The 12,731-nt window shown below is 62.2% G+C and carries 11 protein-coding genes; 2 read left to right on the forward strand and 9 right to left on the reverse strand.

Features of this window, described 5'->3' with window-relative positions:
• Positions 1 to 101 precede the first annotated feature (101 nt).
• Entirely contained in the window at positions 102 to 2,138 is a 2,037-nt protein-coding gene (gene uvrB, locus ACPV0M_RS09480; RefSeq protein ID WP_425620407.1) for an excinuclease ABC subunit UvrB, read from the reverse strand.
• Positions 2,139 to 2,302: 164 nt separating this feature from the next.
• Here uvrB and ACPV0M_RS09485 point away from each other — a divergent pair, with 164 nt between their 5' ends.
• Positions 2,303 to 2,767: a hypothetical protein gene (locus tag ACPV0M_RS09485; RefSeq protein WP_425620408.1), complete on the forward strand. Its 465-nt coding sequence runs from the start codon at positions 2,303 to 2,305 to the stop codon at positions 2,765 to 2,767.
• Positions 2,764 to 4,398, forward strand: a complete 1,635-nt coding sequence (locus ACPV0M_RS09490; RefSeq protein ID WP_425620409.1) for a two-component system sensor histidine kinase NtrB — start codon at positions 2,764 to 2,766, stop codon at positions 4,396 to 4,398. Before ACPV0M_RS09485 ends, ACPV0M_RS09490 begins: the two co-directional genes overlap by 4 nt.
• Before the next feature lie 106 nt (positions 4,399 to 4,504).
• Here the strand turns inward: ACPV0M_RS09490 and ACPV0M_RS09495 are convergent, their stop codons facing one another.
• The 8 genes from ACPV0M_RS09495 to ACPV0M_RS09530 all read right to left on the reverse strand — a co-directional run bounded on the left by ACPV0M_RS09495 (position 4,505) and on the right by ACPV0M_RS09530 (position 12,644).
• Positions 4,505 to 5,794 (reverse strand): sugar ABC transporter substrate-binding protein, encoded by a 1,290-nt coding sequence (locus tag ACPV0M_RS09495; protein ID WP_425620410.1) that lies wholly within the window; start codon positions 5,792 to 5,794, stop codon positions 4,505 to 4,507.
• A 209-nt stretch (positions 5,795 to 6,003) separates the two neighbouring features.
• Positions 6,004 to 6,576 (reverse strand): uracil-DNA glycosylase, encoded by a 573-nt coding sequence (locus ACPV0M_RS09500; RefSeq protein ID WP_425622182.1) that lies wholly within the window; start codon positions 6,574 to 6,576, stop codon positions 6,004 to 6,006.
• 87 nt (positions 6,577 to 6,663) lie between these two features.
• Complete coding sequence (locus tag ACPV0M_RS09505) at positions 6,664 to 7,488, reverse strand: energy-coupling factor ABC transporter ATP-binding protein (RefSeq protein WP_425622183.1); 825 nt, start codon at positions 7,486 to 7,488, stop codon at positions 6,664 to 6,666.
• The gene (cbiQ, locus tag ACPV0M_RS09510; protein WP_425620411.1) at positions 7,469 to 8,470 is read right to left on the reverse strand and encodes a cobalt ECF transporter T component CbiQ; all 1,002 of its coding nucleotides are present in this window, start codon (positions 8,468 to 8,470) and stop codon (positions 7,469 to 7,471) included. Before cbiQ ends, ACPV0M_RS09505 begins: the two co-directional genes overlap by 20 nt.
• Before the next feature lie 82 nt (positions 8,471 to 8,552).
• The gene (locus tag ACPV0M_RS09515) at positions 8,553 to 8,741 is read right to left on the reverse strand and encodes a CooT family nickel-binding protein (RefSeq protein ID WP_425620412.1); all 189 of its coding nucleotides are present in this window, start codon (positions 8,739 to 8,741) and stop codon (positions 8,553 to 8,555) included.
• A gap of 253 nt (positions 8,742 to 8,994) precedes the next feature.
• Complete coding sequence (locus ACPV0M_RS09520) at positions 8,995 to 10,215, reverse strand: PDZ domain-containing protein (protein ID WP_425620413.1); 1,221 nt, start codon at positions 10,213 to 10,215, stop codon at positions 8,995 to 8,997.
• Between the two features lie 28 nt (positions 10,216 to 10,243).
• Complete coding sequence (locus ACPV0M_RS09525; protein ID WP_425620414.1) at positions 10,244 to 11,359, reverse strand: S41 family peptidase; 1,116 nt, start codon at positions 11,357 to 11,359, stop codon at positions 10,244 to 10,246.
• A gap of 157 nt (positions 11,360 to 11,516) precedes the next feature.
• Positions 11,517 to 12,644 (reverse strand): murein hydrolase activator EnvC family protein, encoded by a 1,128-nt coding sequence (locus ACPV0M_RS09530; protein ID WP_425620415.1) that lies wholly within the window; start codon positions 12,642 to 12,644, stop codon positions 11,517 to 11,519.
• Positions 12,645 to 12,731: the final 87 nt, after the last annotated feature.

Here is a 12,731-nt window from a genome sequence, read left to right on the forward strand (position 1 = left end):
CTCCGAAAGGCCTTTTCCCCCAACGGCGGAGCCCGCCCGCCGTTTCACTCAAGCTGTTGCCGCCGGTGCAAGGGCCACCATCCCCGCTGTTCTAATCTCCATTACACCCCATGCGACGGAGTAAGGGCTTCCTCCGCCGCCTCGGTCACCGGGCGCGTGGTCTGGCCGCGGAGCTGCAGCCGCAGCTCGATGAGGGCGTCCCGGATCTCGGCGGCGCGCTCGAACTCCAGGTGCCGCGCCGCCTCGCGCATCTCCTTCTCCAGCTTCGCGATCGTGCGCTTGAGTTCGGTCTTCGTCATCCTCTTCGCCGGGACGGCGTAGGCCTCGGCCGGCTCGGCGGCGTGGGTGGCCTCGATGACGCCGCGCACCGCCTTTTTCACCGTCTCCGGCGTGATGCCGTGTCGGCGGTTGTATTCCATCTGCAAGCAGCGGCGGCGCGCGGTCTCGTCCAGCGCGCGGCGCATGGAACCGGTGACGGTGTCGGCGTAGAGGATGACACGTCCATGGATGTTGCGCGCCGCCCGTCCCGCCGTCTGGATCAGGGAGCGCTCGGAACGCAGGTAGCCCTCCTTATCGGCGTCAAGGATGGCGACAAGGCTCACCTCCGGAAGGTCCAGGCCCTCGCGCAAAAGGTTGATGCCGACCAGGACGTCGAACACGCCGAGGCGCAAATCCCGCAGTATCTCCATTCTTTCCAGGGCGTTGATTTCGGAGTGCAGGTAACGGACCTTGATCCCCATTTCCCTGAAGTAGTCGGCCAGGTCCTCGGCCATGCGCTTGGTGAGGGTGGTCACCAGCACCCTTTCCTTCTGCGCCACCCGCTGCCGGATCTCGCCGAGGAGGTCGTCGATCTGGCCCCTCGTCGGGCGGACCACCATCTCGGGGTCGACCAGGCCGGTAGGACGGACGATCTGCTCGACGACCCGGGCGCTGTGCTTCAGCTCGTACGGACCCGGGGTGGCCGAAATGTAGACGGTCTGCCCGACGTGGGCGGCGAATTCCGCAAAGGTCAGCGGCCGGTTGTCAAAGGCCGACGGCAGGCGGAAACCGTGCTCGACAAGCGCCTCCTTGCGGGAGCGGTCTCCCTCGTACATCCCCCCGATTTGCGGGACGGTGATGTGCGACTCGTCAATGACAACCAGCATGTCCTCGGGGAAGAAATCCAGCAGGGTATAGGGGGGTTCGCCGGGGGCCCGCCCCGTCAGGTGCCGGGAGTAGTTCTCGATGCCCTTGCAGTAGCCTACCTCCTTTAGCATCTCCAGGTCGTAGTTGGTGCGCTGTTCCAGGCGCTGGGCCTCCAGCAGCTTGCCGGCGGCGCGCAGCTCGGCCAGCCGCTGCTCCAGCTCGGTCTCGATGCCCCGGATCGCCCGCTCCAAGCGCGGCCGGGTGGTCGCGTAGTGGCTGGCCGGGAAGACGGCCACATGGTCGCGTTCCCCCGTAATCTCGCCGGTCAGGACGTCGAACTCCAGCAGACGCTCGACCTCGTCCCCGAAGAAGTCGACGCGGATGGCGCGCTCGGTGGCCGAGGCAGGGTAGATCTCCAGGACGTCCCCGCGCACCCGGAACCTGCCCCGCGTGAAGTTGGCATCGTTACGCTGATACTGGATGTCGACCAGCTTGCGCAGCACGGCGTCCCGGTCCGCCCGGGCGCCGCGGCGCAGGGAAAGCGTAAGGCTGCGGTACTCTTCGGGGTCGCCCAGACCGTAGATGCAGGAGACGCTGGCGACGATGATTACGTCCCGGCGTTCCAGGATCGCTGAGGTGGCCGAGTGGCGCAGCTTGTCGATTTCCTCGTTGATGGAGGCGTCCTTCTCGATGTACATGTCCGTCGCCGGGATGTAGGCCTCGGGCTGGTAATAGTCGTAGTAGCTGACGAAATACTCCACGGCGTTGTCCGGGAAAAAGTCCTTGAATTCCCCGCACAATTGGGCCGCCAGGGTCTTGTTCGGCGCGATGACCAGGGTCGGTCTCTGCACGGCCTGGATCACCTGGGCCATGGTGTACGTTTTGCCGGACCCGGTCACGCCCAGCAGAGTCTGATGCCGGAGGCCTTTTTCCAACCCATCGACCAAACCGGCAATAGCCCCGGGCTGGTCGCCGCAGGGCGTGAAATCCGAAACCAGTTTAAATGGAGGCATTGTACCACCTCAACGCCTATTATAGCGCAGACGCCCGACGCAAGTAAGCCCGGCCCGCTCCTCTCAGCCATATCCTTTCTTGACAGGAAACGACAGTTTGCAACAGGAACTTCTCCCCAGATGTCGAATCCTCTTTGTTATGCAGAAATGAGGAGGAAGGATGAGTGGAGCTTAGCCTGGCTGAAGCAGTGTTTCAGGGCTTTCCGGAAACGGTCGCGGTCTGGCTTTTGGCTTTTGCCCTTCTCGGCATCCCCTGGCGCGCCGGGCCGGTGCTCCTGTTTGCGGCTCTCTCCCTCGGGACGGTCGCCTTCATTCGATCCCTGGACGCTCCTTTCGGCCTGCATACCCTGGTCCTCACGGCGGTGCTGGCCGCTGCCCCTGTAATCGTGTACCGCGTTCAGGCCCACCGGGCCGTCATAACCGCTCTTGTCGTTTCGACGGCGCTTGCCGTCTGCGAAATCATCGGCAGCGGGGTCAGCCTGGCGGTGCTCGGCGCCACTCCCGAAGACATGGCCGCCAGTGAGGTCATCAGCATCGTCACGGGCCTGCCCCAGGTCCTTATGCTTCTTTTCCTCGCGGTGCTGGTCAGGACGCGCGGAGAAAAGCTCCGCCGCCGCCTTGGACTGTGACGGCCGGAAAGGAGCGTACACCACTGCGCATCGAGGACAGTCCCCCCCTGCAGAAATATGAAAACGCCCTGCGCAGCCAATACTGGACGGGACATTTTTTCTTCATGGTCGCCGTCCTGTCGGTGGTGGCAACCCAAACGGCGCCGGCAACCTCCTGGACGGTTTCCTTGCGGCCGCTCATGGCCGGCTGGGCGATCATGCTCGCCCTCACGGTGATCCTGCAGCGCAGCATCGATTTGTCGGGCTGGTCTCCGGTCCGTCCATGGCCGCTGAAAGGAGTGCTCTTCGCCGCCCTCTCGGCTGCAGGCTTGCTGGCGATCATCGCCGTCACGGGATGGCACGCCAGCCCCTACAAGGCTCTGGTCATCTGTTCCGCGGTCTTGAGCGCCCTGCACTTCGGGTGGCGGATAAGTTTCCTGACCGCCTTCCTGGTGATGATCCCGCACATGTTTTTTGACCAGGGCAATATCGAAACGAATCTGACGAAGGCAATGGGCGAGGATTTCTTCCTGCTGGCCGTAAGCTGCACCGTCGGCTGGCTGGTCGGCAGCATCAACGAGATCAACCGCAACCTCGCCCAGGACCTGGTCAAGGAGCGCTCTTTTCTTGAAACCGTCATCAACGTTTCACCCAGCGGCCTCTTCGTGCTCGACAGGGACGGCGTCGTGATCTACGCCAACAAAACAATCGACGCCATGCTCGGACGCAATATCGCGGGCTTGAACGTCATCGACCTGCAGGACCTCGGCCTTTTACTGGAGGAAGATACCGGCGAAACCCGGGAGCACATACGGAAGGGCATACCCGTGACGGGTGTGCCCGGCCAGCTCATCCGCGGCGACGAGGTCCGAGAACTGGAAGGGGACTATATTCCTCTACCCTCGTTCAATAATGTCGAGGCCGTTCTGGTCATCGCCCGCGATGTCACCGAACGGCGCCGCGCAGCGACGTTATCGACCGTGGGACAGATGGCCGCCGGCCTGGCTCACGAAATCAGGAACCCGCTCACCGGCATCCGCGGTTTCGCGCAGCTGATCGCCGAACGCGACACGCGTGACCCCATCGAAAAGATCATCCCCTATACCGAGACGATAATCCAGGAGTGCGACCGGGTTAACAGGCTGCTCACCGAATTCCTGGCCTTCGCCAAGCCCAAGGACACGGTCATCAAGCCGCTGGAACTGAACCTGGTGGTCATCGCGGCTGCCAGCATGGCCAACACAACGGCCGCCATGTCCGACACAACCCTGGAGATCGAGCTGGGCGGTATCCTGATGATCAACGGCGACCGCGACAAGCTCATCCAACTGACGCTGAACCTTTTGCACAACGCCATCGACGCCGCCGGCTGCAACGGCCATGTAAGGATCAGCACCGGCCTGGAAAGCGGGCAGGTCTTCCTGCGCGTCGCCGACAACGGCCCCGGCATCCCGGCGGAGATCCGGGAGAAAATCTTCCAGCCTTTCTTTACCACCAGGGACGAGGGGACCGGCCTCGGGCTGGCCATTTCCGAGCGCATCATCCGAGAGCACGGGGCACGCATAGAACTCCACTCCAGCAGCAAAGGCACGACGTTCACGGTCTGGTTCAAGGCGGTCGATGAATTGCCTCCCAGCGCCGGTGAAGATTAAAGGGCCTCTCTTACCCTGATAAGAGAAGCCCTTGGGGTCAGCTACCGATTGTTACTCGTTTGCCATTTATATCGGTAATTACAGCAGCGGATTCACTCCAGGCATACTACTGGCTGCCACTGCCGCCGCCTTGCCCGCCTTGCCCGCCGCCTTGCTGGCCCCCGCCCTGGCCGCCTTGTTGCCCGGCAGGCATGCTCTCGATCTTTTTAATCTCTCCCGGAACGTTGATTTCCATGGTTTTACCGTCCTGAGTAGTGATCATGACTTTGGTCTGCTGCCGGCCGCCGCCCTGCTGCCCGCCGCCGCCCTGGCCCCCGCTCTGTCCGCCTTGTTGACCGCCTTGCTGCCCGCCGCCGCTCTGTCCGCCTTGGCCGCCCTGTTGGCCGCCGCCTTGGCCGCCCCGCTGTCCGCCCTGCTGCATCCGTTCGGCAAGCAGGAACATGTTTTCCTGGGTAATAAGGCGGACCGGGATAATCCTGGTAGGGACCCCGGACACTCCGTTCGTCGTCTGGGCCTCAAAATTCCACCTGCCCTCGCGGGCGACGGCCTTGGCGGCGTCGAAAGCAAAACGGCCGATCATCTCGGGCATGACGTCGATTTCGGCGTCGTGCTGCCCCGCCATCAAAGCCTGGGCGGCGGTCTGGTCGGCGCCCACGCCCGCTGTCAACACCTCCCGGGTCTGCCCGCGGGTGCGCAGGACCTCCACGGCGGCCACCGCCATGCGGCTCTCATTGGCCAGGACGGCGGCCCAGTTGCCGACGGCAAGCGCCTTTTCGACCGTCTGCGAGACCAGTTTGGGGTCGTAACGGGGATGGCTCTCGACAGTGACGGAGTACCCGTTCTCCTCAAGCGCCGACCGGGCCGCATCGGTGATCTCCCGGGCCATGGGGTCCTGCGGGTCGCCTTGAAGGATAAGCACGTTGCCCCCGTTCGGACCCCGCTCGTCAACGACGAAACGGGCCTGAAGCTCTCCCGCCAAGCGGTGGTTGGAGGCGATGTAGCCCTCGACGGGCTCGTTGGGCGGCAGGGTTTCCAGGGCGATGACTTTAATCCTGTTCATCTGCAACTGCCGGACGAGAGCGTCGCCCCCCACCGGATCGACGAACTGGATGACGACGGCGTCGACCTTCTTTTTGATCAGCTCCTGGACGTCTCTTTCCTGCTGGAGCGGATCACCCTTGGCATCGAGCCAGGTCACCCTGATCCGGTCCTTTTTCGCGGCTTGATCAACCGCTTTCTTCATGGCCTGGGTGCCGTCGCGCCGCATATCGGCTACGGCGAAGGCGATCTTAGGCGGCTTCTCCGCCGGCTTACGTTCAGCCTGCTTTTTGCCGGGACATCCCGTTAAAAACAGGCTTATAATTATAACGCCCGCAAGAACGCGCATCCATTTCATTTCCATCACCCTTCTTAGTATGTTTCTCAAAGGGTGATTAATGCTGTATACCAACACCCTACATTATGGCACAAAATATGAAACGCCTACCTATAATACCTATAACAACAAAAAAATGGTCTCTATTGACCATTCACTGGCAGATACAAAAACACTGTTTCAGCCATTCAGAAGGGATTCGCCTCGCCGAATCCATCCCAATCCAACATCTAACTGCCAACACCCAACTGCCTATAAAGATCCCGTACCTTCTGGATGTCCTCCCAGACCGGGCGCTTCTTGCTCGGGTCGCGGAGCAGAGCGGCCGGGTGGTAGGTCGGCATGATCCGCACGTCTCCCCTTGCGATCCATTGTCCCCGGCACTGGGTGATGCGCGCCTTGGAGTCGACGAGGTACTGCAGGGCCGTGCTCCCCAGGAGGACCACGAGGCGCGGGGCGATGATCTCAAACTGTTTCTTCAGCCACGGCATACAGGCTTCGGCCTCGGCCGGAGTGGGCACCCGGTTGCCGGGGGGACGGCACTTCACGACGTTGGCGATATAGACTTCCTCGCGGCTCATCCCGGCGGCGGCCAGGATCCTGTCCAGGAGCTGGCCGGCGGCCCCCACAAAGGGCCGTCCCTGGCGGTCTTCCTCGGCCCCCGGGCCTTCTCCTATGAACATCAGGCGCGCCGCGGGGTTCCCCTCACCGAAAACGATATTGGTCCGTCCCTGGCTGAGAGGGCATTTGCGGCAGCCTTCCATTTCGGCCTTAAGCTCTTCCAGGGTGAACGGGCCCCGCATGTCCGCGAGAGTTAGCTGTTCTATCGCAAAGTTAAACAAATCAGTCACCTGCCATCGTCAATTGTGTCTGGTGCTTAATGCTTAGTGCTAATCATGGTGGTCATGGTGGTGGAAGTGGAGGTGCTCGTGCCCGTCGGCGTGGACGTGGGCATGGTAGTGCTCGTGGACGAGATTGGCCCGCAGGAGCAGTTCCCGGTTACCCAGGATTTCGACCGGCGAGCCGTCGGCGAGAAGCCGGTGGTCCTCCCCGAGAACCAGCACGCGCCGGGCCAGGGCCGGAACGATGTCGAGGTCGTGCGTGGCGATGACGATGGTTTTGCCGGCGGCGTGCAGCTTCTGCAGGAAGGTGACGAGCCAGTATTGGCTGCGGGGGTCGAGGTTGGCCGTCGGTTCGTCCAGGAGAAGGACCTCGGGATTCACAGCCATAACGGCGGCCAGGGCTACCTTCTTCTTTTCGCCGCCGCTCAAGCGATAGGGAGGCCGGTTGCGCAAAGCCTCGAGGCCGAAAAACGCCAGCACCTCTTCGACGGTCCGGCGGACGGCGTCCTTGGGCATTCCCAGCTGCAGGGGGCCGTAGGCCACCTCGTCCCACACGGTGGGGCAGAAGAGCTGGGCGTCGGTGTTCTGAAAGACGAAACCGATCCTGCGCCGGAAGACATGGGCGAAGGCCGCCTCGCGCAGTCGTTTCTCGGTCAGTTCCTCCCCGAAGGCGTACACCGAGCCCGACGTCGGCCAAAGGAGAGCCGCCATGATTTTGAGCAGCGTGGACTTGCCGGACCCGTTGGCCCCCAGCAGTGCCAAGGCTTCCTTGCGGGGGACCCTCAGACTGATGCCGTCCAGGACGGCTTGTCCGGCGTGGTAGGCATAGCTGACGTTTTCGAGGCGGTAAACCTCATCGGACAAAAGCCTCACCTCCGACGAGCAGGAAAACGGCCAGGCCGGCAACAAGAGCGAAAGCTCCGTCGCGCCAGCCGAGCCTGAAGTCCTCCAGCGTGCGGGGCTCGCCGGAGTATCCCCTGGCCTTCAAGGCCTGGTAAACCTCGTCGCTCAGGGTCAGCGACCGGCTGAGGAGCGTGGCGATACTGCGAACGGCAAAACGGCGGCGCTCCGGCAGGGCGGCCGGGTTGATCGCCCGCGACTCCCGCGCCGTCACGAGATCGAGGACGTTTTGCAGCAACAGGAACAGGTAGCGTAAGGACATTTCCAGGAGCATCACGATGGTCTGGGGCACGAACAGGGCACGCAGCGCCCGGAAAAGGTGCCCCCATTTCGTCGTCATCGGCAAAAGCAGGGCCAGGGTCGTGCAGGCCGCAACGCGCAGAACGGTCACCAGTACGCGGTTGATGCCTTCCGCCGAAAGGTAGAGCTCGTCCGGCAGGGCCAGGGGCCCTAAAGCTACGGGATGTGAAGGCCCCCAGACGGTGACGACCGCCGTCCCCGGGGTGTACCAGCTCAGCATGAGCGGCAAGGCCACAAAGCCGCCGAAAAAAAGGGCCACCGGCCACGCCCTGGTCAGGACGAGGGCCGGAGGGATGCGGGAAGCAAGGGCCAGACCCAGCACAAAAACATAAAACAGGACCAGGAAGCCGAGGCTCTCGAGGGTGACGGCCGAAGCAATCAGCGCCACCACGGCCCCGACCTTGACGCGGGGGTCGATGCCCTGCAAAAGGCCGGCGGCGTCGGCCCGCCTGTCGGCCAGAAAATCCTCCCGCACGACGTCCGTGATCCTGGCTACCGTCCCCGCCAGGAAACTCCCGCGCCGGCCGGCGGGAACGGAGGCAGGACGGTATTCGGCCTGCAGCCAGGCCGGCAGCTCCCGAGAGGTGGGATGTGAGAAATCGGAAGTGAGTTCCTCACTTGCATCAGGGGTCACGGCATCACGTAAGCTGCTCACCTCTGTCTCACACCTCTCACTCCATAAGGGCAACCAACCAGATCTGGCATATAGCGGTGTTCAGGTAAATCGAAGCGTCTAGTTACATGCGTTCAAGAATAATGCGGTGGTCCACCAGGGCCATCTCCACGACCCTGGCCTTGACGATCTTGCGGCGGCCGAAGATGTCCTCCAGCAGCAGGCCGTCCTCGTAGGGGACGATCTTGTCTACCGCTTCGAGCAGCAGCTCTTCCCTATCGCCATCGCGCAGGTAGGCATTGGCCTCGCACATAACGCAGCCTCCTTTAGCGTTAGTCGTAAGTGTACGGGTAGATAATTGGCTTAGTCCTAATTATAACTTAGAGCTGGCGGCATTAGGCCCTAAGCACCAAGCATTAGGAATCGGGGTTAAGGACCCTTCTTCCCCCGGCTCTTATCCTAACGCTTATAGCCTAATGCTTATGCTCAATAACTATCCTACCACAAATAGAGCGCCGCGGAGGAGTGGAAACCTCCGCGGCCGGCACCAAACCTTTCTAAAAATTTCAGCTTTTCAGCCTGTTCCAAAGCCTTTCCAGGCCGCCGGGGCGAAGCTCGAGAACGCGCTCTTCATCGCCTTCCGGGACGGTCAAGACCCCGAACCTGCGGCCGGAAGGCGCGATAACGACCTGCCGCCGGTATGTCCGGCCGTCTTCAAGGTACCCCACCTCTGTCGTTCCCCCGCCGGCCAGGGCCGCCTGCAGGTCGGCGCGGCGGAAGACGGCGATGCCGTTGACCTCGGTGATGACGTCGCCGGAACGAATGCCGGCGCGCCAGGCGGGGGAATTCCGTTCCACGTCGAGCACCCCCACCCCCTCGTAACCGGGAACGTACCGCGGCTTGGCCCCGAACTCCCCGCGCTTGCCGATGTGGATGGTCAGTTCGTGGCCCAGGGGCGAAAACAGCGCCGCCAGCCAGACGAAACCCTGGTTTTGGGCGGCCAGGTAGGACAAGGCAAAAAGAGTAATGCTGAAGCCGGTGAGATGGACGGCCGATATGCGGCTCCTGGCAACGGGCGTCCGGGCGAGGGCGATGTCCGAATACCCCAGGGCGGCCACCACCGGTAGCATTATGTAAACAAGATTGTCGGGATTCCCGGGCACGCTGGCGGGAATCAGCGGCCACCAACCCGGCATTTGCACGCCCTCAGCCCCTTGGGGCAGGGCGCCCACGACGAGCAGGGCCACGATGGGGATGGGCCAGAACTTCTGCAGCGTGAAAGCGCCGACGATCCGGTCCCTGGTTAGGCGGACGTAAGCCGGCACGGCCCCGATGTGCCCGCTGAACAGGATCAGCACGGCTTCCACAAAATGCAGGATGGCGACGAGAGCCATCACCTGGGGAATGTCGATGGCCGGAAAGCCGAAAAGGAGATTGGCCAGGGCAAGCAGCCCCCCGCTGTAGGAGAAACACAGGAAGCGGGGGTGGATAAGCATCAGGACGATGGCCAGCGGGAGCAGGTATTGAAAGGCGGTCCCGTTAAGGGTCAGCCCGGTCAGGACGATCAGGAGGCTGCCCACGATCCCCCCGGCGAACCCGTACGCCGCGGCCAGGGCGGTATCGGACAGGACCTTGTTGCCGGCCGCGCCCAGGAAGTTTCGCCGCAGCTCCGCCACCCTGCCGTACTGCAGGGCGACCAGGGCCATCACAATCCAGAAAACCGGATGGGTCAAGGCCGCCAGCATTCCCAGAAACACCTGGTGGAGCGCCCAAGTGAACGAAAACATGATTCACTCCCGGGACGTTCTTTATAATTTACAGTTCGCTCTTCAACACTTCCAACGCCTTATCGAGCTGAACATCCCTCGCGCTCCCCTCCGGCTGCTCGACGACGACGTCCGGCTCGATGCCCTTCTTGTGGATGTCGGTCCGGTTGGGCGTCAGGTAACGCGCGGTAGTCAGTTTCAAGCCCGCCCCGTCTCTCAAGGGGAAAAGGTTCTGCACGACGCCCTTCCCGAAAGTCCGCGTCCCGACAAGGGTGCCGGCTTTGGTATCCTTGACGGCCCCGGCCACGATTTCCGCGGCGCTGGCACTGTCCTGGTTGACGAGCACGACCAGGGGCAGACCCAGCTTTCCGGGCTTGCCTTCGAAAACCTCGTCCTTCCCGGAGCGGTAATCGATGTAAACGACAGGGCCTTCGTCGATGAAAAGGTCGCTGATTTCGACGGCCGAACCGAGATTGCCGCCGGGGTTGTTGCGCAGGTCCAGGATGAGGCCTTTAAGGCCCTTGGACCGCAATTCGGATAAAGCCTCATGGACCTCGGGAGGAGTCTGTTCGCTAAACTGGCTGACGCTGATGTAACCGACGCCCGGCTCAAGGAACTTGTATTCGACCGAAGGAATGGTGATCTCCTCGCGGGTAATGGTGAAGCGCAGGGGCTGTTCGTAGTTTTCGCGCTTAACGACCAGACCCACCTTTGTCCCGATGGGACCGTGGATCATCGCCACAGCCGTTTCCAGGTCCATTTCGCTGACCTTGAAGCCGTCGATCTCGGTGATCACGTCGCCTTCCCTGATCCCGGCCCGCGCCGCCGGCGTCCCCGCAAAGGGCTTGATGACCAGCAGCCCCTGGCTGCGCATGCCCACCAGAATGCCGATCCCCCCGAAGGACCCCCTGATCTGTTCGCGAAAACGGGCATGGTTTTCCGGTTCCAGGTAAGCCGAATAAGGATCGTCGAGGGACCGCACCATGCCGTCGATGGCTCCTTCGACCAGGGTTCCGAACCGGACCTGGCCGATGTACTCGGTCTCGATCAGTTGCAAAACGCGCAGGAGGTTGCCGATTTGCTGGTAGTTCGTCACCACTGTGTAAACGGTTAAAGCGGTGCAGACCGTGAAAAGAAAAGCCAGGCCGGCCAGTAAAACACGCAAGCCCCTTGATCCCCGCAAGCAGCACACCACCATCTTTGCTCAGTACGCCTATTATACTATAACAGGCCCCAAGAAATTACAACCAGCCAATGAGCTGGTTGTAATTTCGGCGTTCAGCGCTCGGCATTCGGCATTCAGACCGAGCTGGGACACGGTCCTAAACGTAGTTATGCGGGTTGACCGCGTTCCCGTTGACCCTGACCGTAAAGTGCAGGTGCGGGCCGGTCGACCAGCCGGTGCTGCCCACGGCGCCGATCCTCTGCCCCTTGACGACGACCTCGCCCTCACTTACGCTCTGCCGCGAGAGGTGGGCGTACATGGTCGTCAAACCTCCCCCGTGGTCGAGCATGATGACCTTGCCGTAGCCCTGCAGCGTCCCCACGTAGATCACCGTCCCCGACTGCGCGGCCACCACCGGGGTGCCGGTGGGCGCCGGGATGTCGATCCCGTCGTGAAAACGCTTTACCCTGAGAATGGGGTGGATGCGGTTGCCGAAGTCGGAAGAAATACCGGTATACCCCGGCAGCGGCCATGTGAAGGGACCTTCGGCCTGAGGCCCCTTTCCGGCGCGCTGGCGGGCGATCTCGTTCAGGATCTGCTGTTCCTTTTTCTCCAGCTCGTCCAGCTCGCGCTGCAGCCGGGTAAGGTCCTGCCTGGCGACGCTCAAAACGTTGGCCTTTTCTCTCTGGCGTGCGGCCAGATCCCGATAAACACCTTCCTCGGTCTGCTTGAGAGAGGCGATCTCGGCTTTCTTCTCCTCAAAAGCCCGCTTCCTTTCCGCCACCGCGTCGCGCCGGGCGGCCACCTCGGCCACCAGGTTGGCGTCCCTGCTTACGATGCAGGTGACATATTCGGCCCGGGAAACCAGGTCGCTGAAACTCTTCGCCGCCAGCAGGAATTCGAGGTAACCGGTGCTCCCGTTCTCGTAGAGGTTGACCACGCGCTTCCTGAAAAGGGCGTCGGTAGCCCGCAGCTCGGCCTCCGTCTGTTCCAGATGCGCCGTGGTGTACGCCAGGTGTCTTTCGGCTTGGGCGAGAGAAACCTGTAAGGCCTCGAGCTCCCTGGTCTTTTGGTCAATGGAGCGGTCGAGCTGGGCCAGCTGCCTGGTGTAGGTGGAAACGGTACCCTTCTGCTGTTTGACCAGGCGCCGCTGCTCCTCCAGTTTCTGGCGCGTTTCCTTGAGCTGGTCCTCAAGGCTGCCCGCGCATGTAGCCGCCAGCGGCCCCGCAACGATGGAGGCGATAGTAATAGCTATTGTAAGAACACACATCCATTTTCGCAACAACTGCCATGCCCCCTAATCCCAGCGCCCATTGCTCAGTGCCCAGTGCTATTCCCAGTGTCCAGTGCTCAGCACCAATCTAAGTGCTCA

Origin of the sequence: Desulfosceptrum tomskiensis (genome assembly GCF_049818055.1) — a bacterium.
Lineage (GTDB): Bacteria > Bacillota > Desulfotomaculia > Desulfotomaculales > JASEER01 > JBFLVT01.

Excerpts from the sequence above, each read along its gene's own strand:
- uvrB (WP_425620407.1), bottom strand. The coding sequence starts at position 2,138 with ATGCCTCCATTTAAACTGGTTTCGGATTTCACGCCCTGCGGCGACCAG.
- ACPV0M_RS09495 (WP_425620410.1), bottom strand. The coding sequence starts at position 5,794 with ATGAAATGGATGCGCGTTCTTGCGGGCGTTATAATTATAAGCCTGTTT.
- ACPV0M_RS09500 (WP_425622182.1), bottom strand. The coding sequence starts at position 6,576 with ATGCGGGGCCCGTTCACCCTGGAAGAGCTTAAGGCCGAAATGGAAGGC.
- ACPV0M_RS09515 (WP_425620412.1), bottom strand. The coding sequence starts at position 8,741 with ATGTGCGAGGCCAATGCCTACCTGCGCGATGGCGATAGGGAAGAGCTG.
- ACPV0M_RS09520 (WP_425620413.1), bottom strand. The coding sequence starts at position 10,215 with ATGTTTTCGTTCACTTGGGCGCTCCACCAGGTGTTTCTGGGAATGCTG.